Source organism: Paenibacillus sp. CF095, assembly GCF_900101225.1.
GTDB lineage: Bacteria > Bacillota > Bacilli > Paenibacillales > Paenibacillaceae > Paenibacillus.
In genome coordinates, this window is sequence record NZ_FMZN01000001.1 from 1045724 (window position 1) to 1068128 (window position 22405).

Sequence of the window (22405 nt, forward strand, 5' to 3'; positions counted from 1 at the left end):
CTACGATATGATCCAACATAGCGAGGAGATGCAGTCAATATGAGTGAAGTAATCAGAGTTGCCGTGATCGGAGCGGCTGGCCGTATGGGCCGTGAAGTTGTGAAATTGGTACTTCAGGACCCGGAATTGGAGCTTGCAGCGGCTGTCAACCGCTCCGGAGCAGGCACGGATGCAGGAACCCTTGTTGGTTTGCCAGAGTGTGGGGTGCTGGTGACTGATGATATCGAAATGGCTTTTGCCGAAACAAAACCGCAGGTTATGGTTGATTTTACAGTGCCGCAATATGCTTTTACACATACCGAGATCGCGATCCGTCATGGAGTCAGACCTGTCATGGGTGTTACCGGCTTTACGCCGGAGCAGATTGAACAGTTGGACAAGCAATGCCAGGACAAAGGAATTGGAGGGCTTATTGCCCCTAACTTCTCGATCGGTGCCATTTTGATGATGCGATTCGCAGCACAGGCTGCCAAACATATGCCAAATGTGGAGATTATCGAATATCACGGGGATCAGAAGCTGGATGCTCCTTCTGGAACAGCGATCAAAACTGCTGAACTGATTGCTGCCAATCGGGAAGAACTTCGTCAGGGTAACCCGAATGAGGAAGAAACCATTGAAGGATCACGCGGCGGTTATTACAACGGCTTCCGAATTCACAGTGTACGATTGCCTGGCGTATTCGCGCAGCAGGAAGTTGTTTTCGGAGACTATGGACAGTCACTCAAAATTCGGCATGACTCCTACGAGCGCGCAGGTTATATGCCTGGTGTTAAGATTGGTGTGCAAAAGGTTATGGAATATACAGGAATGATCTACGGATTTGACCACTTTATCGACTAAAGGAGATTGTCATGTTGAAAATAGCATTTATCGCCCATGATCGTAAAAAAGAAGAGATGGTTAACTTCGTGACGGCATATGAGCCTGTTTTTACGGACCATCAATTATATTCTACAGGAACAACAGGCCTTCGTATTATGGAAGGAACGTCGCTGAAGATTCATCGATTCGAATCAGGCCCACTGGGCGGAGATCAGCAGATTGGAGCTTTGGTTGCGCAAAATGAGATGGATCTGATTATTTTCTTGCGTGATCCACTGATGGCACAACCTCACGAGCCGGATATTAATGCGTTGCTGCGTCTTTGTGATGTGCAGGGAATTCCACTTGCCACCAATATCGCAACCGCTGAGATTCTGGTTAAGGCTCTGGATCGTGGTGATTTTGCCTGGAGAGAGCTGGTACATAAATACAAGCCGGAGGCTGGATTGAATTCGGGTGATACCGAATGAGTCTGGATATTCTCATCTTTGGAGCACATGCAGACGATGCGGAGATTGGTATGGGTGGAACGATTGCCAAACATACCGCTGCTGGCTTGAAAGTAGGCGTGTGTGATCTGACTCGTGCTGAGATGTCTTCCAACGGAACAGTAGAGCGCAGAACCGAGGAAGCGGAGCAAGCCTCCCGCGTCCTCGGTCTTTCGTGTCGAACGAATCTGGGGCTTCCTGATCGTGGCTTGTATCTTACGCCTGACCATGTACAGGCGGTGACGGCTGAGATACGGCGTCATGCCCCTCGGATGGTGTTTGCTCCGTATTGGGAAGATCGTCATCCGGATCACGTCAATTGCAGTAAGCTTGTGCAGGAGGCTGTATTTAACGCCAAGCTTCGCAACTATATGCCGGACATGCCTGCCGTGCAGGTGAAGGAACTTTATTTTTACTTTATTAATGACATCGGGCCTACGGATTTGATTGTCGATATTACGGAACACTATGAGCAAAAAGAAGCCTCATTGCTCTCTTATCGTTCCCAATTCGAACTGGGAGACGGAGCGGTCTCGACGCCATTGAATCAAGGGTATATCGAACGTGTAAGAGCCCGTGATTCCTTGCTCGGACAACGCAGTCTCATCCCGTTTGCAGAAGGTTTTGCTACAATTACACCTTACGTGGTTCATCAATTTGGCTCGGGTGCCCAATAAACGATTTCACATTTTACGTTTAATGAAACGAAGGGTTTCATTATTCCATTGCATTATATCAACCTGCATGAAGCGGGAGATCAAAGGAGCGTCCACAGGATGGATAAAAAGCTAAAAATCGGCATCACCTGTTATCCGTCCCTCGGCGGGTCTGGCGTTGTCGCAACGGAGCTGGGCAAATTACTTGCCGAACAGGGGCATCAGGTTCATTTTATTGCCAACAGTATCCCGTTCAGACTGGGTACGTTCCAGAAAAATATTTTTTATCACGAAGTTGAAGTAAATGATTATTATGTTTTCCGTTACCCTCCGTATGACCTGTCACTGGCAACAAAGATGGCTCAGGTGGCTAAGTCACAGCAGCTCGATCTGCTGCATGTTCACTATGCCGTGCCACACGCAGTATGTGCTTTTCTTGCGAAACAGATGGTAGGAGACGGCCTTAAAGTGGTTACCACGTTACATGGAACGGATATTACGGTTCTGGCTCAGGATGAATCTCTGAAGGATCTGATCCGTCTAGCCATTAATGAAAGTGACGCGGTTACTGCCGTATCACAAGATTTGATTCGAGAAACGGTCGAACTGCTGGATATTCAGCGCCCAATCGATCTAACCTATAATTTTATTGATAAACGAATATATTATCCGCGGGATGCTGCCAGTCTGCGAAGAGACTTCGCTGCGCCCAACGAAAAAATATTAATGCACATCTCCAATTTCCGACCGGTGAAGAGAACTCAGGATGTGGTAGAGGTCTTCCGTCAGGTACAGGAGCAGGTTCCTGCCAAACTGTTATTTGTTGGTGAAGGACCTGATTTGCCGAAGATGCAATGGAAAATTAATGATCTCGGGTTGAATGATAAAGTTCATTTCCTTGGCAAACAGGATGACATTGCTCAGGTCATTTCCATGGCAGACGTGTTGATGCTTCCATCGGAGAAGGAAAGTTTCGGACTTGTGGCGCTCGAAGCAATGGCTTGTGGCGTACCCACGATCGGTTCACAGGCCGGAGGAATTCCGGAACTGGTATTACACGGTAAGACGGGATTCTTATCCGCGATCGGGGATACACAATCCATGGCCGAGAACACAATCCGTTTGTTAACAGATGATCGTTTGGCTGCGGAGTTCAGGGAAGCGTGTCTTCAACGCGCACATCACGACTTTTGCAATGATGCCATTCGGCATGAATATGAACAGATTTATTACCGGGTGCTGGGAAGGGAAGTTCCGAACTTGAAGCCGGTTTGCGGTTAATCAATTTGTCTGACGAAATTATACTGTGCATACCACAACAGGCAAGAGAAGAGGTGATGTGTGGTGGTTCAATGGACACAGGTAGATCGTGAAATGGCAATTCAAAGTGAGAATGTACTCACAACATTAAACAAACATGGCTACAAGGCATATTGGGTAGGTGGTTGCGTTCGTGACGAATTGCTGGAACGAGTTGTAGACGATATGGATATCACGACATCTGCTTCTCCTCAGCAAGTCATGGAACTGTTTGACGATTGTATTCCTACAGGTTTGCAACACGGTACGGTTACCGTTCGTTCAGGCGGTTATTATTTTGAAGTGACCACCTTTCGAACAGAATCCGAATATCAAGATAACCGCAGACCTGCTGCGGTTCAATTTGTTCAGGATATCAAGGAAGACTTACAACGGCGTGACTTCACGATGAATGCTCTTGCTATGGACGTCACTGGGACAATCGTTGACCCGTTTGGTGGACAGGCAGATATCAAGGAAGAGCGAGTCAGATGTGTGGGTTCTGCGATGGAACGATTTGGTGAAGATGCACTGCGGATGCTCCGCTGTGTCCGGTTTGCTTCCGTATTTGATTTCAAAATTGCCCATAACACGTGGAAGGGTCTTGTAAGGCAGAAAGACCTGCTTCAACATATAGCAATGGAACGAGTACGCACCGAGATGGTAAAAATGATGTTGGGACCGCATCCTCTAAGAGGATTGGAGCTGTTATTCAGAAGTGATGCGCTTGCGCACATCAAAGCGCCAGTTAGTTCGGCGCGTTTTAACAAGACGTTGTTATCCAATCTGGAACAATTGTCAGGTCAGCATGTGTTGCTTCGTTGGTCACTCATTCTGATTGCTGGCGGTTATAGTAAGGATGAAGCAGATGTATTATTACGTCAGTGGACATTCTCCAATGAACATCGCTCTCGAATAACAGGGGTCCTTCAGGTGGAACAGTTGATTCATACTTCCGTTCAGGAGCAGAAGGATACGGTCAGTCTCCGTTCCGATTGGATCGTTACTGTTCTGGCTTGTGGTGTTCAGGCGGCGGATGATTGGCTTCAAATACAGTCTACACTGCCAGCAGGATGGCGGAATCAATCCGAACAGGCAGAAACGCAGGTTGTTTTGGTTCAAGAACTTGCAGCCCAATGGAGTCAATCGATCCCTGTGCATGACTTAAAAGAGCTGGATATCACAGGGGAACAAGTGTTACAAATGGTGCAGCGCAAAGGCGGGCCTTGGCTGGGTCAACTGATGAAACATTTGTTACGAGAAACAGCGATTGGAACGATAGCGAATCAGCATGAAGCACTAAGTGCAGAAGTGAAGCGGGTGGTTCAAGATGACCAAACATGAAGATCTGTTACATATGTTATTAAATGCAGAAGGACGATTCGTATCGGGTGAAGAGATCAGCCGCAATCTGTCCATCAGTCGGACCGCTGTGTGGAAACATGTGAACAAGTTACGAGACATGGGTTATGAGTTTGAAGCGGTATCCCGCAAAGGATACCGTCTGGTAACGAAGCCGGATAGCATTGACGCTACTGCCCTCCAATTGGCACTGAATACAACCGTATTTGGCCGTAAGGCTGTTTTGTTGACTTCGACCCTGTCTACGCAAGGGGATGTTCTCAAGCTAGCTGAGAAAGGGCAGGCAGAAGGTGCTGTGGTCATTGCGGAAGAACAAACAGGAGGAAGAGGACGTTTCGGTCGACAGTGGTTCTCTCCTCCGGGTAAAGGAATCTGGATGAGTGTCCTGTTACGCCCTGATCTACCACTTCAGCATACGCCGCAGCTAACTTTATTAACAGGAGTGGCTGTATGTCGTGCCGTTCGAGCTTGTTCAGGAGCTGATGCAGGCATCAAATGGCCAAATGATTTATTGATTGATGGGCGCAAGGTATGCGGCATATTGCTTGAATCCACGGTGGAAGATCATGAAGTCAGATATTGTATTGCAGGTATAGGCGTTGACGTGAATTTTGATCCAGAGGATTATCCGGAAGATCTGACCACAATCGCTACTTCGCTCAAGATGGAGACGGGTCAATCCGTTGATCGTACCAAACTAACGGCTGCCATTCTGACGGAGCTTGAACAGTTGTATTATTTGTATCAAAAAGAAGGATTTGGCGTAATCTCAGCCCTATGGGAGGCCCTGTCCGTATCAATGAATCGAGAGATTACAGTGACTAATCCTCATGGTGTCATTGAAGGGAAGGCAATCGGTCTTGACCCTTCTGGAGCACTTATCGTGGAGAAGCACGATGGAGAACATACACTAATCATCTCTGGTGAGATTTCCTGGAAATCATGAACAATTTGTCGAATTTTCACTGGTAAAATGAACATAAGACGTGAAGTTTGAGCAGAACTTTGGTATACTGTGTTCGTGAGGCGATATCGGCTAATGCAGACCGAATTGCACTCCCGTAACAGTAACCTTTGTTCTGCTTTGATGTGTTTTATACAAGCAGACCGCAGTGCAAGAATGAAATACGTTTAAGTGAGTTGTTGGATTCTGCTCTGAGCCGAAGAGGACCGAGACAGAAGGGACGATCGCAAGTGACTCTTTTTTGACTTTTCGGGACTTTTTAGTGGAAAACTAAAAGGTTTTTTTGTTGCGTTTATTTGAAAAGAAGAAAGGAGCCATGAGAGAAAATGGCGAACAAACAAGCGTTGAATATTGTGAAAATGAAAAAATATAAGCAGGATGGCGTGCCGCTTAGTATGATTACGGCTTACGATTATCCAACAGCGCTCCTCGCAGAGGAAGCAGGTATCGATCTGATCCTGGTTGGCGATTCACTTGGCAATGTAGTACTGGGTTATAATTCTACGCTTCCGGTGACCATCGACGACATGGTTTACCACACACGTTCCGTAGTGCGCGGTGCTGAGAAGACGTTTATTGTGGCTGATATGCCTTTTATGACCTATCATGGCAGCGTGGATGAGACGCTTAAGGGTGTACGTCGACTGATGCAAGAGGGGCATGCCCATGCGGTTAAAATGGAAGGCGGAGTCGAGATTGCGGACACCGTTAGAGCAGTCGTGCAAGCAGGCGTACCTGTTCTTGGGCATATCGGACTGACACCTCAATCGGTTAATCAGATTGGTGGTTACCGCATTCAGGGCAAGGATGCAGCGGATGCGAAACGTCTAATGGACGAAGCCAAAGCCCTGGAAGCTGCTGGTGCGTTTGGTATCGTGCTTGAACTGGTTACGGAAGAAGTTGCACGGGCGATCTCGGAGGAACTGTCCATCCCTACCATTGGAATTGGAGCAGGTCGAGGCTGTGATGGTCAGGTACTGGTATTCCACGATGTGGTTCAATACGCCTCTCCGTATACGCCCAAACGATTTGTCAAAACCTATGGAGATGTGGGTACATTAATCAGAACGAGCATCGAAGCTTACGTGAAAGAAGTTAAAGATCGTTCGTTCCCGGCCGAAGAGCATGTATTTAATGCTGCGGATGGTGTTCTGGATCAACTGTACGGCGGACAACGCAAGGAGAAGGTGGGGAGTAACTCATGAAAGTATTACGGACAATCGCAGAGTTAAGACAGGAACTAAGCTTGAAGCGTCAAGCGATTCGGTCCAGTGCGTCCGTTGTAGGTCTGGTACCGACAATGGGTTATCTTCATCAAGGTCATGCAAGCTTGATGCAGGCAGCCAGACAACAGAGCGATATCGTGGTATTAAGCATATTCGTTAATCCGATTCAATTTGGCCCTAATGAAGATTTTGACAGTTATCCGCGGGATGAAGCCAGAGATGTGGAAACAGCACGTTCACAAGGAGTGGATATCGTATTTATTCCCTCTGTTGAAGAGATGTATCCACAGGCAACGCAAACGACGGTATCTGTCTCAAAACTGACGGAGCGCCTATGTGGCGCTTCACGTCCAGGACATTTTGACGGAGTAACAACTGTAGTCTCCAAGCTCTTCAACATCGTACAGCCGCAGCGTGCATTTTTTGGAATGAAAGACGCTCAGCAGGTTGCGGTCATTCAACAGATGGTGAATGATTTGAATATGCCTGTAGAGATTGTACCTTGTCCGATTGTTCGCGAAGAGGATGGTCTTGCCCTCAGTTCACGTAATGTCTATCTTAGCGCTGAACAGCGTACACAGGCGTTAGTTCTGTCGAAGGCACTGCGTGCAGCTCAGGATGCCGCAGATACAGGTGCAGCTACAAACGCCGCAGATATCCGTCGTATTCTGCGCGAGCAGATTGCAAGCTCACCGCTTGCCGTTATCGACTACGCCGAGATTCAGGCTTTTCCAAGTCTGGAGCCACTCGCAGATCAGGAGGAAGTTCAAGGACGTGATGATCTGCTCATCGCACTTGCGGTGAAATTCGGAAAAACAAGATTGATTGACAATATAAGGTTGCAAAAATCGGAGGTACTGTCCCATGTTTAGAACACTGATGAAATCCAAAATTCACCGGGCTACGGTAACGGAAGCCAACTTGAACTATGTGGGTAGCATTACCATAGATGAAGACTTGATGGAAACATCCGACTTGATGGAAAACGAAAAAGTGCAAATTGTGAACAACAACAATGGTGCACGTCTGGAAACTTATGTGATTCCAGGACCACGCGGAAGCGGGGTCATATGTCTTAACGGGGCAGCTGCACGTCTGGTGCAGCCTGGAGATAACGTCATTATCATTTCTTACGCCATGATGTCGCAAGAAGAGGCAAATACTCACAAACCAACCGTTGTATTTGTAGATGGACAGAATAAACCTGTACAAACGATGAAACAGGAAGTCCACGCAACAATTATGTAATCGACTGGTAAGGAGAATGAAATCGGCCCTTGAAGCAAAAAATGAGTACAGGTCACTGCACTAATCCATTTTTTCAAGGGTGGGGATGCATCGATGTTCCAGCATGTTTTCGCAGAAATGAACGACATGTTAGATGAAATTATCAAGAGCTATCCTTCCGCTGAAGGCCTGAACAAACAGGAATTGCTGCAAAAGTGGAACTTGCTTAAGCGGATGAGTGACGGAATGCTGGATGAATGGCTGATGTTTGAAGAAAAAATGAGCCAGGTGAGGGAGCGGGAGATGGATAAGCCTGCTTCCCTTGAACCGGAACAGGAAGCTGTTACCGCTCTGCCTGAACTCCATCTGGAATGTTTCAGTCGAGGTCAGGGCTATTTCAAATTACAGATGTATCCGCAGGCGATAATGCAGTTCTCCCGGGTTGTGACCGATCATCCGGAGAGTGCATTGACTCGTTTTTACCTGGCGCTCGCGTATCTGAATTTGGAACAAATGGCGGAAGCCGGGACACATTTGCAGCAGATCATGTACCTTAAGGGTTCACCTCGCTTGAAAGGGCTTGTATGTAACGCCCTGGGCTGTATTCAAGCCAAGCTTGCGAATCCCGAAGCTGCATGTTCACTCTTTGCACAGGCCCTTCAGTATGACCCGACATTGACCGAACCACTGTACAACATGGAAGCTTGCAGGTTGAACAGGGGAAAATTGCAATATGCTAATCAGCTGACGACCCTTCATTAAGCGGGAATTCGGCGACAAAAAACGGTGTTCCCTCCTTTGGCATAGCGGCGGGGACACCGCTTTTTTGTCAGTTAATTTTCAAATCCCCTTTTTTTTGCTATGCTGTAACATAGACTGGAATGGAAGGGACCGTACATTGCAATGAAATTTGCCGTATTGGATTTCGAAACAACCGGCACGCAGTCCGACGGTGAGATTATACAGGCCGGACTTGCCATCATAGATCATGACTACAGCATAACTCAAATATATAGTTCTTATGTGAACCCTGGTGTACCGATTCCCCCGTTTATTTCGGGGTTGACGGGTATTACCGATGCAGATGTCGCGGACGCTCCTTCACTCGAAGAGATGATGATGGAGATGGTTCCGCTACTTAATGATGTGGTGCTTGTTGGACACAACGTCGCTTTTGATTTTCACTTTTTGCAGAATGCTCTTGACCGTTGCGGTTATTTGCCGTTCACTGGCCGCATTCTGGACACGATTGATTTTCTGAAGATCACATTCCCATCACTGGGTTCTTATCAACTCGGTTATGTGTCTTCCGAATTTGGATTTCAACATGATCGCCCTCACCAGGCAGACAGTGATGCACTGGCGACAGCCTATGTGCTGCTCAAGTGCCTGGATGAGTTAAAGGAATTACCGCTCATAACGATTCAGCGCCTCAGTGACCTGTTTGCACCAGAAGACAGTGACTTGGGCTGGTTCTTGGACGGAATGCGCAGTGAGAAGGAAGCAGAGCCGATTCAGGATCTGGACGGACATACCTATTATCGTCAGCTTGCTCTTAATGTAAGTGATTGGACCGATATTGGTGCACCACGCGATGAGCGGGAGGCTAACCCCCTTGATGGTGTAAGCTTCGAACAGTTTATGGACCAGGTTCGGGAGAACCTGAAGGATACGCTGGATCATTACGAAGAGCGTGAAGCGCAGACTCAGATGTTCAGCAGTGTAAGGCAAGCCCTGGATGAAGAGAAACATCTCTTGATCGAAGCAGGAACAGGCACCGGTAAATCTCTGGGTTATCTCTTGCCTGCTATTTACGAAAGTGTGAAGCAGGAACAGAAAGTTATGGTCAGCACGCATACGATCAATCTGCAGGAGCAATTGAGAGAGCGGGACATTCCGATGCTGACTCAAGTGGTTCCGTTCCCGTTTAAGGCTGCTGTATTCAAAGGACGTGGACATTACCTGTGCCTGCGCAAATTTGAACACAAAATCAATAAACGTGAATTCGCTACACCCAAAGAGGATTATTTCACAGCTGCTCAGATGATTGTCTGGCTCACGCAGACCGAAACCGGAGATGATGAGGAACTTAACCTTAGCGGACGCGGAGGGGACTTCTGGGAGACGGTACAGAGCGAATCCGAGTCCTGTCTGGGAAGATCATGTCCATGGTTCCGCAAATGTTTCTACCATCGTGCCAAACATGAGGCCGGGTTGTCTGATATTGTAATCACCAATCACTCCAAATTATTTACGGATGTGAAAGCCGCGCATCAGCTGCTGCCAGCCTATGAGAGTCTTGTGATCGATGAGGCACATCATTTGGAGGATGTCGCTGGTAAACATCTTGGAATGCATATGAAATATTTCACCTTGGTTCATACACTGACCCGCCTGTTTAAAGACAGTCGTAATGGTCAGCTGCCTATGCTTCGTTCCCAGTTATCCGGGCATGAAAATTCGGTTCAATGGGGCTCCATGGTGGATCAGATGTTCCCGCTGGCTGTTGAGGTCAAGGAACTGTGGGATCGTATGAGCGATGCCTTGTTCGGTTTGTTGCCTGAACGAAGTGATGCTTCACCGGGAGAGACGGGGCAATTTTCACTGCGTCTGAAAGCTTCTCAGAAACCTGCAAAATGGCAGGAGTTGCAGGATCTGGAGAACCAGATCTATGTGACTCTGGGCGATTTGGTTCGCAAAGGGGACAAATTGCTGCTTGAGGTGAAAGAGGATCAGGATGATTATCAATCGGATAGTCTGATCACGGACATTACAGGATTGCTGAAAGATCTGACCACATTGAAGGAGAATCTACGTTTCTTCATGCGTATGGATGATGCCAAAACGGTGTACTGGATGGAAGCCAGTGGTCAGTTCCGAAGTAAATCTCTTCAGCTGTATGCTGTACCTGTAGATGTCAGTGCACAACTTAAGGATTTATTTTTTGATAAAAAGAAAAGTGTTGTACTTACATCGGCTACGCTTTCGGTAGATAAGTCATTCCAGTTCATGATTGAACAACTTGGCTTGCAGGAAGCTTCCGAGAATAATCGGTTGTTAACTTCGATGCTGCCATCACCTTTCAACTATCGCGATCAGGCACTTCTGGTGATTCCGCGTGATTTCCCGAGTGTGAAGGGCAGTGTGGGTGATGCGCACTTTGTTAATATGCTGGTGCGATCACTCGCAGAGACGGCAATTGCCACGCGTGGACGCATGATGGTTCTGTTTACTTCATACAAGATGTTGCGACAGGTCTATGATCCGCTGAAGGAAGCACTGTCTGGTAACGACATCTCGTTGCTTGGGCAAGGCGTTGACAGTGGAAGCCGCTCCAAGCTGACTCGCAGGTTCCAAGATGCCAAAGCTACGGTACTTCTGGGTACAAGCAGCTTCTGGGAGGGTGTAGATATCCCGGGAGAGGCGCTAACCTGTCTCGCTATTGTGCGACTGCCTTTCCAGCCACCGAATCATCCGTTGGTGGAAGCCAAGAGTGAGCTGCTTCAGGAACAGAAGAAAAATCCGTTCATGAAACTGTCCGTGCCGCAAGCGGTCATTCGTTTCAAGCAGGGATTTGGCCGGTTGGTGCGTACAGCGAAGGACAGAGGAATTGTCATTGTTTATGATACACGGGTGATTGAAGCGTACTATGGTAAATTCTTTTTATATTCTTTACCTGGTCCCAAAATGGAACACATGCTCACGGAGCAGATGGTTCCACGAATTACCGAGTGGTTGGAAAAACCTGCTAATGAACAAAAATAATGGTTGTTTTGTTCGTTATATCATTGCATGACACTATCGTTTGGCGTTAAACTTTATTAGATATTTCCGTATCCGATTAAAGCAGTTGCACGTAAGAACTTATAACCTAAATTACAAGGAGCATTCTGTATAAAATGTCACGTTTATCTTTGAGTTTATACAGGATGCTCATCTTTTCATCTATTATTTTATCGTGGCCTTGGTAAGGGGGAGCAAGAATGAAATCGGATAAAATTTCGGAAGCGGTGGTACGCCGTCTGCCTGTATACTTGCGTTATTTGAACGAGTTGCATCAGCGTGAGGTGGCTACTGTTTCTTCTCAAGAGCTTGGACAGAGGCTGGATCTGAATCCGGCCCAAATTCGTAAAGACCTGGCTTACTTCGGTGATTTTGGTCGTAAAGGGATCGGGTATGATGTATCTTATTTGATTGAGAAAATTCGTCACATTCTCAAAATCGATCAGCAAATTAATGTAGCTCTGGTAGGCGCGGGTAATCTCGGTCAAGCCTTGTCCAACTACAACGCATATCTGAAAGACAACATGAAGATTGTTGCTGTATTTGATGCATATGGACCGAAAATTGGTAGCCAAATCAACAGTTTGACGGTAAAACCAATGAATGAATTGACGGAAGCGGTTAAAACGGAAAACATCCGCATCGGTATTATCACGGTTCCGGATACGGAAGCCCAAAATGTTGCGGATCAGCTTATTGAATCAGGAATTGAAGCGATCCTTAATTTTGCACCAACAATTCTAAAAACACCGCCGCATATCCGCATTCACCATGCTGACTTTACAACGGATCTGCTTAGTTTGGCCTATTACTTGGAGACTGGAAAGGACGACGAGGAAGATGACAACAAATAGATGGGTAATTCACAACGGCAAATTTGCCGTTAATGAAGGCGGCACAACATGGAACGTGGTTCAAGGATACATGGTTGTCGAGGATGACAAGATTGTGCATATTGGTGAGACATTGCCGGATGGAGACAAAAATTGTACCAAAGTGGATGGAAAAGGACTGTTCTTCCTGCCGGGTCTGATCAATACGCATGGTCATGCAGCAATGTCGTTGCTCAGAGGGCACGGAGACGATCTTGCGTTGCAAGTATGGTTGCAGGAAAAAATGTGGCCGATGGAAGCGAAAATGACTTCAGAAGATGTATATTGGGGAACTTCCCTATCGGTGCTTGAAATGTTGAAAGGCGGAACTACAGCTTTCCTGGACATGTACGATCACATGGATCAAGTTGCCAAAGTTGTGGAGCAATCAGGCGTTAGAGCAGCACTGGCACGTGGTGTAATCGGGCTGTGCTCGGAAGAAGAGCAACTGCGGAAGCTGGAGGAGTCGGCAGCGTTTGCACGTGAGTGGAATGGACAGGCAGATGGTCGCATTACAACCGTAATCTCGCCACATGCACCATATACATGCCCTCCTGACTACATAGAGAAGCTTGTGCAGGTTGCGAACGACCTGAACCTTCCTCTCCATACACATATGTCTGAAACGCTTCGTGAAGTGGAGCAGAACGTGGCTGATTATGGACTGCGTCCTGTGGCACATCTGGAGAAACTGGGCTTTTTCTCCCGTCCATCCCTGGTTGCACATGCGGTGCATCTGAATGACGAAGAGATTGAAATTTTGGCCCGTCATGATGTGGCTGTATCCCATAACCCGGGAAGTAACCTGAAACTCGCTTCCGGTGTTGCGCGGGTTCCTGCGTTACTGAAAGCAGGAGTTACCGTGTCACTCGGAACAGACGGACCGGCAAGCAACAACAACCTGGATATGTTCGAGGAAATGAGACTGGCTGCATTGATCCACAAAGGTGTATCTGGTGACCCGACGGCAGTGCCAGCAGGCGAAGCGTTACTCCTCGGAACGTCATACGGTGCCAAATCCATCTTCTTGAACAATACCGGAGCACTCCAGGTTGGCATGAAGGCTGATTTTATCGCTTTGGACATTGAACAGGCACATTTCTATCCACATACAGACCTGATCTCGCATACCATCTACTCGGCTTCTGCCAAAGATGTAGAGCACGTATGGGTGGATGGGAAACAAGTGGTGAAACACGGCGAATGTCTGACGCTGGATGAAGAGCGCATTTTGCGTGAGTCTCAATTGGCATTTGATGGTCTGCTTGCTCGTTAATTGCAGGACAGAGCATCATAGGGAAAGGAAGTTCGGCTTTTGAAGAAAAAAAAGAAGTGGATATGGATTTCGCTGCTTGCACTGGTTCTGATTCTGTTTGGACTTCAGCGTTATTACGTCTATGTCACACAGGACCAACGTAAGGAAGAAGCGCTCGCCATACAAGCAGCACAGAAGCAACTGGGCATTACATCCTATGATGAATTGCGCAAGTACATCTGGGGAGACAAAGAAGGCTCTGACAACATCTACTGGACACTGATCGGTAAAAATAAGGATAACCAGGATGTTATGGTCTGGGTTAAATTCGATGCAAACAATCAACCGGCTAAGGGTGCAAACGCTGTACACAGTGAGCTGCTGCAGAATGGCATGTCCGAAGCGCAGATCCGCAATCGCTTCAGTTCTGAAGTTCCTGCCGGCGAGATTAAGCGAATCATGCCCGGAGTTGTGAATGGAATATATGTGTGGCAAGTGTATTATAAAGACGGTACGCATAACCACTATCGCTTTTATCGTTTTAGCAACGGAGAACAGGTGGACCTGGTCTACACACTCCCGAACAGCTAGAACAAATAGAGTGACATAACTAGAGAATTAGAGAAATGAAAGAACCGGCAGACGGAAATCCGACTGAACCGGTTCTTTGTGTTGTCTGTAAACATTTTTGATTTAAATAGTTAAAATTAATAATTTATTCATATTTTCGCCTTCGAAAATGTATATACGATGTGATATACTCAGATATGTACTCAAAGTTACATTCAAAAACAAATAATCCTGTCGAAATTCTCGCAGGAGTCAATGTGCACATATTCGTATATACCAATAAGCCAGTAGGTTAGGCCAAAATCTGGGAGGGGTAATTCACTTGAAGCTAAAAGTATTGCCTATTGCTTTAACTGCCGTCATTTCAGCCGTTGTGTTGTTTGGAGGTTGGTTTGTATATCGTCAGGTGGCCGTGCAGAATCCGATTGAAAAGATGGTTACCCAGTACGATGGAGTCAATGACGTTCAATTAACTATTAACCGCAATGACGTACAATTGAAACTGGATCTGCAACCTGATGTTGATTTGGGCAGACTGGTACAATATATTCACAAAGAAGGACAGACGTTAATTGGAACACGTTCACTAAAGTTGGATGTTGTGGATCATTCCAGTGAAGCACTGGAAAGTTGGTGGGGTGATGCGATGTTTACCGTAGCTCAGGCGATGGAGAACAAGCAATACACCGAGATTACACCAACGTTGTCAAAGATGGCGACGAATGGAATTAAGGTAAATACAGCGATGGATGACAACAATGTATATGTCAGTCTCAGAGACGGAGATGCCAGCAAGTTTATTATTCTGCCGCGTGTGCCCGGTCAGATAGGAGTGTGGCCTAATGCCTAAGTGGACAAAAGAAGTTGCCATCGGATTTTTTCCCGTATTGATTATTTTTCTTGCTTTTACTGGTGTTAATATTGTTCCGATTCTGATTGCAGCGGTGTTTGTCGGAGCTTTGCTGTTCATGATGCAAATGCGTGGCGGAATTACAGTAGGCGCTGCACAGGAACGTAAACGGAAGAAAAAAGGACCTTCCAAGCTTACTTTTGAAGAAATTGGCGGACAGGACAGTGCCAAGCAGGAATTGCGTGAAGCGCTTGACTTTCTCATCAAACATGAAGAAATTCGGAAGTTCGGGATTCGTCCGTTAAAAGGGATCTTGCTGACGGGCCCTCCAGGGACAGGGAAAACGTTGATGGCCAAGGCTGCTGCCCATTACACCGATTCTGTTTTTGTAGCAGCATCGGGTAGTGAGTTCGTGGAAATGTATGTTGGTGTGGGTGCCAGCAGAATTCGGGATTTGTTCAAGGACGCAAGAACCCGTGCCACCAAGGAAAATAAGGAAAACGCTATTATCTTTATCGATGAAATTGATGTCATTGGGGGTAAACGTGAAGGTGGTCAACAGCGTGAATATGATCAGACCTTGAATCAACTCCTGACTGAAATGGATGGAATCTATTCTTCTGATACGCCAAGAATCCTTGTTATCGCTGCAACAAACCGCAAAGAGATGCTGGATAGCGCCCTGACGCGACCGGGACGTTTTGACCGCCACATTCAAGTGGACTTGCCTGACAAAAAGGGCAGAAAGCATATTCTGGAACTGCATGCGGTGAATAAACCTCTGATGAAGGAAGTTAATCTGGAGAAAACAGCTGAAGAATCGTATGGTTTCTCCGGTGCACAGCTCGAAAGTGTGATGAACGAAGCAGCAATATACGCCATGCGGGACGGGCTGTTGAACATCGAACAGCGGCACTTGTCCCTAGCTATTGATAAAGTCATGATGGGTGAGAAGACAGACCGTGAGTCCAGTGTGGAAGAGAAGAAAAGGGTCGCCATTCATGAATTGGGACATGCCATTATGGCAGAACTTGTTCGTCCAGGCAGTGTTAGTCAGGTGGCACTTAGTCCGCGTGGACAGGCGCTGGGATATGTACGTCATAACCCGCAACAGGAACAGTTCCTCTATACGAAGCGCTTCCTGGAAGAGCAGATTATGATTGCACTCGGAGGAGCAGCTGCGGAGGAAATGTACTACGGTGGTCGTTCCACAGGGTCACGCAATGACTTTGATCAGGCAACCAATGTGGTACAGACCATGATGGCTTCGGGGTTGACTTCACTTGGGATTGTGAACATGGATATGGTCACAACCGAGGAACTGATGCGAGAGAATAAATTAATTCTGCAAGAACTGATGGAACAGACAAAGCGGTTGCTTGAAGAACAACGGACAATTTTCGACAATTCACTCGACATCTTGATTCGTGAGGAAGTTTTGTCTGGCGAACAATTTCGTTGTCAATTTCGTGACAGTGCCCTTCTACCAGCATAATTTATTTATGCTGGTTATTTTTTTTTACATTTCACTCGTGCTAAGATATTATTATATGTTGGGTCGAAATTTGTAATTTTCGGCGAACAGGGTACAATAGAGAAATAGAGAACCGAAAGGATGGAGCAGAACCATGTTTTTCAAAAAAATAGGAGTTGTCGGCGGCGGTACGATGGGGCAAGGTATTTCCCAGATGCTCGCAGCCAAAGGACTTGATGTGCTTCTCGTGGAGCATACAACACAAAAGCTGGATCATGCATATGACATGATCGAAACCAATCTGGATAAACAACTGGAGAAATGGGCGATTACAAAAGCGGAGAAGAAGTTGATTCTTTCCCGCATTACCAAGGTAGCTCATTTAGCTGAACTTGGAACTTGCGACATGGTCATTGAGACGATTTCAGAAGATCTGGATGCGAAAAAAGCAGTATTCAGCCAACTGGACCAAGTTTGTCCAAGCAATGTCATTCTGGCAAGTAATACATCCACGCTGAGTTTGACCGAGCTTGCAAGCTCGACCAAATACCCAGAGCGTGTTATTGGTATGCACTTTATTCACCCGGTATCCCGGGTTGATCTTGTAGAGATTATTCGTGGACTGAAAACTTCGGATACAACTTTCGAAGAGACCAGACGTTTTGTTGAAGAAGTAGCGGACAAAAAAGGAGTCATGATCTATGAATCCCCTGGATTCGTAACTTCCCGTTTGATCTGCCTGTTGATTAACGAAGCGTTGCATGTATTGCAAGAAGGTGTTGCATCTGCTGAAGATATCGATGATGCAATGCGTATCGGATACAACTTCCAACATGGACCACTCGAAATGGCTGACCGTTTCGGATTGGATTCTGTTGAAGCTGCGCTCGAAAGAATGTTCCGTGAATTCGGAGAATTGAAATATCGTCCTTCCACGGTCCTGAAGAAAATGGTGCGTGCAGGACACCTGGGTGTCAAAACAGGCGAAGGATTCTTCAAGTACGACAAGGATGGTGACCGACTGTGAAAGTACTCGTAATTAATGCGGGGAGTTCCTCGCTCAAATATCAACTGTATAATATGACTGACGAATCTGTCCTGGCTAAAGGTCTGGTAGAGCGGATCGGAATGGATTCCTCCATTCTGACGCACAAACCAACAGGCCGTGAGGATGTTACAGAAGTTAGTGAAATTCTGGAACATACAACAGCGATCCGTAAAGTCATTGATATTTTGACTCACAAAGAAAATGGTGTACTGGATTCTGTAAGTGAAATTCAAGCTGTTGGACACCGTGTTGTTCACGGTGGTGAAGCATTTAAAGAATCTGCATTGGTAGATGATGCTGCCAAAGCTGAAATTCGTCGTTTGTTCGACTTGGCTCCTCTTCATAACCCGGCAGCAATGATGGGTATTCGTGCGGCTGAAGCCAATATGCCTGGTGTGCCACAGGTTATGGTCTTCGATACAGCGTTCCATCAGACGATGCCTGAAAAAGCTTATCTGTATGCCATTCCGCGTGTACTTTACAAAAAATATAAAGTACGTCGCTACGGCGCACATGGTACTTCCCATGATTTCGTAAGCAAGGCAGCTGCTGAATACTTGGATCGTCCAGTGGAAGATTTGAAAATTATCACTTGTCACGTCGGTAACGGTGGTAGTGTAACAGCAGTTAAAGGTGGCGTATCCGTGGATACTTCGATGGGTATGACTCCGCTTGAAGGACTGATGATGGGAACGCGTTCTGGTGACCTTGACCCAGCCATCGTACCTTATGTAATGAACAAGGAAGAACTGAGCGTAAGCGAAGTGAACTCCATGTTGAACAAACACAGTGGATTGCTTGCGATCTCCGGAATCAGCAGTGACATGCGTGAGATTACGGAAGGTATGGAGAATGGCGATGCCAACTCCACGCTTGCTTTTGAGATGTACGAATACCGTCTGCGTAAATACATCGGTTCATATGCAGCTGCAATGAACGGTGTAGACGTGATCGTCTTTACGGCTGGTGTAGGTGAGAACTCTGTTGTACTTCGCCAAAAAGTATGTGAGCAGCTCACTTATCTGGGTGTTGAACTGGATGAAGCGTTGAATGCCATTCGTTCTGGCGAACCGCGCCGGATCACAACAGCGAATTCCAAAGTGGAAGTTCTCGTTGTGCCAACTAACGAAGAATTGGTAATTGCACGTGATACACACCGAATCGTATTGAATTCTCAGTAATCTAACTGTAAAGTAAATATAGAATGACAAGGAAGTGCAGAGGACAGGCATAAGCCTGCCCGCTGCATTTTCAAATTCAGGAACCAAGGGGAGATATGGGCATGAATACGAATTGTGTAATTCGTAATGTGAACGAGCATGTGGGCGAAACCGTAACAATCGGTGCCTGGATTAACAACAAACGTTCCAGCGGTAAAATTCAGTTTTTACAGCTGCGTGATGGAACCGGATATATCCAAGGGGTTGTTGTAAAAAGTGAAGTTAGTGAAGAAATCTGGAACAATGCCAAGAGCCTGACTCAAGAAAGCTCTTTGTATGTTACAGGTATTATTCGTGAAGAACCTCGCAGTGCGTCCGGTTACGAGATGACTGTTACAGGGGTTGAGATCATTCACCTGACTGAAAACTATCCAATTACGCCTAAAGAGCATGGTGTTGATTTCTTGATGGACCATCGTCATCTGTGGCTTCGTTCTACGAAGCAACGTGCGGTTATGGTGATTCGTGCAGAGATTATTCGCGCTGTTCAACAGTTCTTTGATGGTAACGGATTCACACAAGTTGATCCTCCGATTTTGACACCATCGTCTGCGGAAGGAACAACGAACCTGTTCCACATCAAATACTTTGATGAAGATGCTTATCTGACACAAAGTGGTCAATTGTATATGGAAGCCGCAGCCATGGCGCTGGGCAAGGTATATTCCTTCGGTCCAACATTCCGCGCAGAGAAGTCCAAAACACGTCGTCACTTGATTGAGTTCTGGATGATTGAGCCGGAAATGGCATTTGTAGATCACGAGGAAAGTCTGCGCGTACAAGAGAAATTTATTGCTCATGTCGTTCAATCCGTGGTGAAAAACTGCCGTGCAGAACTGGAATCTATCGGTCGTGACGTATCCAAACTCGAAGGCATCGTAGCTCCATTCCCACGAATTACGTATGATGAAGCGATTGAATTCCTGCATGGACAAGGCTTTGATATTCCTTGGGGAGAAGACTTTGGTGCACCGCACGAAACAGCAATTGCTGAGAAGTACAATACACCCGTCTTTATCACGCATTACCCTGCTGGAATCAAGGCATTCTACATGAAACCAGATCCGAATCGTCCAGAAGTTGTTCTCTGTGCTGATATGATTGCACCAGAAGGCTACGGAGAGATTATTGGCGGTTCGCAGCGTATCGATGATCCGGAATTGATGCAACAACGTTTTGAGGAGCACAATCTCTCGGATGAAGCTTACCAATGGTATCTGGATTTGCGTAAATACGGATCGGTTCCTCACTCCGGTTTCGGTCTGGGATTGGAGCGGACGGTAGCATGGATCTGTGGATTGGATCATGTACGTGAAACAATCGCATTCCCACGTATGCTCTATCGTCTGTACCCTTAATGCTTAACCGAGGAGCGTCTATGGAAGACACCACATCCAAAGCTTGGTTGGATGGAGCAGCTTATGGCATGACTTCGGGTACAGCCCATCTGCCGTATGCCTTGTTACGTTTTTATCACCAGCTTGGTCTATCAGATGCAGAAGTGCTTCTTCTGATTCAACTGCTAGGGTTCCGTCAGGCAGAGTTCAATGAGTTTCCCACGCTTGAAGAGCTTGCGGCGCGCATGGGACTTGCACCTGAAGGCATTGCCAGAATGTTGCAACGTCTGATGAGGGATGGGTATATTGCTATTGACGAGCACCGTGACGAAGAACGGGACATCCAGTACGAGCGATATGATTTACATGGATTATATGCCAAACTTGCAGCGTGCACTGCTGAAGAAGTAGCCGCATTCCGTGCGGAGCAGCATAGTAGCAATACAGCACGTCAAGATTCGAACAGTGTTCAAAAAGAAGAGGAAGAACGGAACATGTTCTCCATCTTTGAAAAAGAATTTGGACGTCCGCTCTCTCCAATGGAGTGCGAAACGATATCCGGCTGGTTGGATCAGGACCGTTATCAAGAGGAATTGATTCTAATGGCTCTGAAGGAAGCGGTTTTTGCAGGCAAAGTACATTTCCGGTATATCGATCGAATTCTGCTTGAGTGGAGTCGCAATCGTGTCAAGACCGTTCAAGATGCAAAGGCGTACACGCAGCGGTTTCGTAATGGTGGACGTTAATTCCAGCGTAGGCAGGGACAAGAAACAGGCCAGAAGTCATTCTGTGCCTGTTTTTTTTGGATTATAGATTGGATGAGTGATCAGCAACATCAACCTTTCAGGCAATGATTTCACTTTGTTTTACAAAAATTTGATAGATCACGCAGGGGTTAACGCACAAGCTGTCGTCTATTGTATTGGAGAGGAGGGGAGAGTTATTGATGAAGCGCGTGTAATCGAACAAATCCGTCAAGGAGATACATCCCAGATGCGTACTCTGATTGATAAATATAGCCAGCATGTATACCATGTGGCCTATTCCGTACTCAGGAACGATCAGGAAGCACAGGATGCAGCTCAGGAGGCGTTCATACAGATGTATAAGTCTCTCCCCGACTACCGTTCTGAAGGTTTCAAGACGTGGTTAACCCGAATTGCCTTTCACAAAGCGATTGATGCCAAACGCAAGCTGGGCAGACGAACTGCTGAGGATCTGGGTGGAGAAGAAAAAATAATCAATATTCCCGGACGGGATGAAGACGTTCTTACCCGTCTCGTTCGTGAAGAGCGTCAGGATAAACTTCGCGAACGAATTAATCAGTTGCCTGCTCAGCATCGTGACATTATCACTGCGTATTATCTAAGCGAAAAAAATTATGAGCAGATTGCCAGTGATGCACAGGTGGCTGTGAAGACTGTGGAATCCCGCTTGTATCGTGCCCGGCAGTGGATTCGAAAACATTGGAAGGAGGATGAATGGCGTGAGTAAACAGGAGAAATATACCACTGCGCAATGGACTGATTATATTGAAGGCCATATGAGTGAAACTCAAGCGAACCAAATGGAACAGCTTTTGCTGGAAGACCCGGATGCGATGGACAGTTATTTGGAAGCACTCGGTATCCTTGGGGAACTACCTCCGCTACATGACCCAACAGGGTTTGCGGATTCAGTCATGCATCGGATTGAGGGCATTCAATCACCCAAGGTACAACGCAAATCCCGTGCTGGACGAAACCGGCGCTGGCTTGATCATAAAGTGTTCCATTACGCGGTAGCAGCCTGTTTGACATTGATCTTCCTCTCGTCTGGACTTTTTGACAAGGTAGCACCATATCACAAGTTCCAGGATGGCGACCACAGAGGGTCTTTTACCGAGAAATGGACGGAGGCAGCCACTTCATGGCTGGATAACCTCAAGCCTAAACCATAAATAGTTTCGC

22 protein-coding genes are annotated in these 22405 nt (G+C 46.7%); all 22 read left to right on the forward strand.

The window, feature by feature from the left end; all coding sequences use genetic code 11:
• Positions 1-39: 39 nt before the first annotated feature.
• The 22 genes from dapB to BLS69_RS04810 all read left to right on the forward strand — a co-directional run bounded on the left by dapB (position 40) and on the right by BLS69_RS04810 (position 22395).
• The gene (gene dapB / locus BLS69_RS04705; RefSeq protein ID WP_017687734.1) at positions 40-843 is read left to right on the forward strand and encodes a 4-hydroxy-tetrahydrodipicolinate reductase; all 804 of its coding nucleotides are present in this window, start codon (positions 40-42) and stop codon (positions 841-843) included.
• Positions 844-854: 11 nt separating this feature from the next.
• A complete protein-coding gene (gene mgsA / locus BLS69_RS04710; protein WP_091028967.1) occupies positions 855-1295 on the forward strand; it encodes a methylglyoxal synthase in 441 nt (146 codons plus the stop codon).
• A complete protein-coding gene (gene bshB1, locus BLS69_RS04715; RefSeq protein ID WP_091028969.1) occupies positions 1292-1990 on the forward strand; it encodes a bacillithiol biosynthesis deacetylase BshB1 in 699 nt (232 codons plus the stop codon). Before mgsA ends, bshB1 begins: the two co-directional genes overlap by 4 nt.
• 99 nt (positions 1991-2089) lie before the next feature.
• The gene (gene bshA, locus BLS69_RS04720; RefSeq protein WP_091028971.1) at positions 2090-3250 is read left to right on the forward strand and encodes an N-acetyl-alpha-D-glucosaminyl L-malate synthase BshA; all 1161 of its coding nucleotides are present in this window, start codon (positions 2090-2092) and stop codon (positions 3248-3250) included.
• A 63-nt stretch (positions 3251-3313) separates the two neighbouring features.
• Positions 3314-4612, forward strand: a complete 1299-nt coding sequence (locus BLS69_RS04725; protein WP_256332225.1) for a CCA tRNA nucleotidyltransferase — start codon at positions 3314-3316, stop codon at positions 4610-4612.
• Entirely contained in the window at positions 4599-5576 is a 978-nt protein-coding gene (locus BLS69_RS04730) for a biotin--[acetyl-CoA-carboxylase] ligase (RefSeq protein ID WP_036607626.1), read from the forward strand. The genes BLS69_RS04725 and BLS69_RS04730 overlap by 14 nt, the downstream gene beginning before the upstream one ends.
• Positions 5577-5920: 344 nt before the next feature.
• Positions 5921-6799, forward strand: coding sequence for a 3-methyl-2-oxobutanoate hydroxymethyltransferase (gene panB, locus BLS69_RS04735; RefSeq protein WP_036607625.1), 879 nt, complete (start codon positions 5921-5923; stop codon positions 6797-6799).
• Positions 6796-7692 carry a pantoate--beta-alanine ligase gene (panC, locus tag BLS69_RS04740; RefSeq protein ID WP_036607623.1) on the forward strand — a complete coding sequence of 299 codons (897 nt, stop codon included), beginning with the start codon at positions 6796-6798 and terminating at the stop codon, positions 7690-7692. Before panB ends, panC begins: the two co-directional genes overlap by 4 nt.
• Entirely contained in the window at positions 7685-8068 is a 384-nt protein-coding gene (gene panD, locus BLS69_RS04745) for an aspartate 1-decarboxylase (protein WP_017687742.1), read from the forward strand. Before panC ends, panD begins: the two co-directional genes overlap by 8 nt.
• 93 nt (positions 8069-8161) lie before the next feature.
• Entirely contained in the window at positions 8162-8809 is a 648-nt protein-coding gene (locus BLS69_RS04750) for a tetratricopeptide repeat protein (protein WP_036607621.1), read from the forward strand.
• 141 nt (positions 8810-8950) lie between these two features.
• Positions 8951-11812 carry an ATP-dependent DNA helicase DinG gene (gene dinG / locus BLS69_RS04755; protein WP_036607618.1) on the forward strand — a complete coding sequence of 954 codons (2862 nt, stop codon included), beginning with the start codon at positions 8951-8953 and terminating at the stop codon, positions 11810-11812.
• Positions 11813-12030: 218 nt separating this feature from the next.
• Complete coding sequence (locus BLS69_RS04760; RefSeq protein ID WP_036607616.1) at positions 12031-12684, forward strand: redox-sensing transcriptional repressor Rex; 654 nt, start codon at positions 12031-12033, stop codon at positions 12682-12684.
• Positions 12671-13978, forward strand: a complete 1308-nt coding sequence (locus BLS69_RS04765; protein WP_091028972.1) for an amidohydrolase — start codon at positions 12671-12673, stop codon at positions 13976-13978. The genes BLS69_RS04760 and BLS69_RS04765 overlap by 14 nt, the downstream gene beginning before the upstream one ends.
• Before the next feature lie 39 nt (positions 13979-14017).
• On the forward strand, positions 14018-14548 hold the full coding sequence (locus tag BLS69_RS04770; RefSeq protein WP_036607612.1) for a cell wall elongation regulator TseB-like domain-containing protein: 531 nt from the start codon (positions 14018-14020) through the stop codon (positions 14546-14548).
• A 301-nt stretch (positions 14549-14849) separates the two neighbouring features.
• Positions 14850-15377 (forward strand): hypothetical protein, encoded by a 528-nt coding sequence (locus BLS69_RS04775; protein ID WP_017687748.1) that lies wholly within the window; start codon positions 14850-14852, stop codon positions 15375-15377.
• Complete coding sequence (locus tag BLS69_RS04780; protein ID WP_036607609.1) at positions 15370-16872, forward strand: AAA family ATPase; 1503 nt, start codon at positions 15370-15372, stop codon at positions 16870-16872. The genes BLS69_RS04775 and BLS69_RS04780 overlap by 8 nt, the downstream gene beginning before the upstream one ends.
• A gap of 133 nt (positions 16873-17005) precedes the next feature.
• A complete protein-coding gene (locus tag BLS69_RS04785) occupies positions 17006-17878 on the forward strand; it encodes a 3-hydroxyacyl-CoA dehydrogenase family protein (RefSeq protein ID WP_062835158.1) in 873 nt (290 codons plus the stop codon).
• Positions 17875-19080: an acetate/propionate family kinase gene (locus BLS69_RS04790; RefSeq protein WP_036607607.1), complete on the forward strand. Its 1206-nt coding sequence runs from the start codon at positions 17875-17877 to the stop codon at positions 19078-19080. Before BLS69_RS04785 ends, BLS69_RS04790 begins: the two co-directional genes overlap by 4 nt.
• Positions 19081-19181: 101 nt before the next feature.
• Positions 19182-20477, forward strand: coding sequence for an asparagine--tRNA ligase (asnS, locus tag BLS69_RS04795; RefSeq protein ID WP_017687752.1), 1296 nt, complete (start codon positions 19182-19184; stop codon positions 20475-20477).
• A gap of 20 nt (positions 20478-20497) precedes the next feature.
• On the forward strand, positions 20498-21202 hold the full coding sequence (locus tag BLS69_RS04800; RefSeq protein ID WP_082219126.1) for a DnaD domain-containing protein: 705 nt from the start codon (positions 20498-20500) through the stop codon (positions 21200-21202).
• Between the two features lie 247 nt (positions 21203-21449).
• Positions 21450-21950 (forward strand): RNA polymerase sigma factor, encoded by a 501-nt coding sequence (locus BLS69_RS04805; RefSeq protein ID WP_235200725.1) that lies wholly within the window; start codon positions 21450-21452, stop codon positions 21948-21950.
• On the forward strand, positions 21943-22395 hold the full coding sequence (locus tag BLS69_RS04810) for a hypothetical protein (RefSeq protein ID WP_091028975.1): 453 nt from the start codon (positions 21943-21945) through the stop codon (positions 22393-22395). The genes BLS69_RS04805 and BLS69_RS04810 overlap by 8 nt, the downstream gene beginning before the upstream one ends.
• The last annotated feature ends 10 nt before the right edge of the window (positions 22396-22405 follow it).

Bases quoted from the DNA above. Each gene is read 5' to 3' on its own strand.
- dapB (WP_017687734.1), top strand. From the start codon at position 40: ATGAGTGAAGTAATCAGAGTTGCCGTGATCGGAGCGGCTGGCCGTATG.
- mgsA (WP_091028967.1), top strand. From the start codon at position 855: ATGTTGAAAATAGCATTTATCGCCCATGATCGTAAAAAAGAAGAGATG.
- bshB1 (WP_091028969.1), top strand. From the start codon at position 1,292: ATGAGTCTGGATATTCTCATCTTTGGAGCACATGCAGACGATGCGGAG.
- bshA (WP_091028971.1), top strand. From the start codon at position 2,090: ATGGATAAAAAGCTAAAAATCGGCATCACCTGTTATCCGTCCCTCGGC.
- BLS69_RS04730 (WP_036607626.1), top strand. From the start codon at position 4,599: ATGACCAAACATGAAGATCTGTTACATATGTTATTAAATGCAGAAGGA.
- panB (WP_036607625.1), top strand. From the start codon at position 5,921: ATGGCGAACAAACAAGCGTTGAATATTGTGAAAATGAAAAAATATAAG.
- panC (WP_036607623.1), top strand. From the start codon at position 6,796: ATGAAAGTATTACGGACAATCGCAGAGTTAAGACAGGAACTAAGCTTG.
- panD (WP_017687742.1), top strand. From the start codon at position 7,685: ATGTTTAGAACACTGATGAAATCCAAAATTCACCGGGCTACGGTAACG.
- BLS69_RS04750 (WP_036607621.1), top strand. From the start codon at position 8,162: ATGTTCCAGCATGTTTTCGCAGAAATGAACGACATGTTAGATGAAATT.
- dinG (WP_036607618.1), top strand. From the start codon at position 8,951: ATGAAATTTGCCGTATTGGATTTCGAAACAACCGGCACGCAGTCCGAC.
- BLS69_RS04760 (WP_036607616.1), top strand. From the start codon at position 12,031: ATGAAATCGGATAAAATTTCGGAAGCGGTGGTACGCCGTCTGCCTGTA.
- BLS69_RS04765 (WP_091028972.1), top strand. From the start codon at position 12,671: ATGACAACAAATAGATGGGTAATTCACAACGGCAAATTTGCCGTTAAT.
- BLS69_RS04780 (WP_036607609.1), top strand. From the start codon at position 15,370: ATGCCTAAGTGGACAAAAGAAGTTGCCATCGGATTTTTTCCCGTATTG.
- BLS69_RS04785 (WP_062835158.1), top strand. From the start codon at position 17,006: ATGTTTTTCAAAAAAATAGGAGTTGTCGGCGGCGGTACGATGGGGCAA.
- asnS (WP_017687752.1), top strand. From the start codon at position 19,182: ATGAATACGAATTGTGTAATTCGTAATGTGAACGAGCATGTGGGCGAA.
- BLS69_RS04800 (WP_082219126.1), top strand. From the start codon at position 20,498: ATGGAAGACACCACATCCAAAGCTTGGTTGGATGGAGCAGCTTATGGC.
- BLS69_RS04805 (WP_235200725.1), top strand. From the start codon at position 21,450: ATGCGTACTCTGATTGATAAATATAGCCAGCATGTATACCATGTGGCC.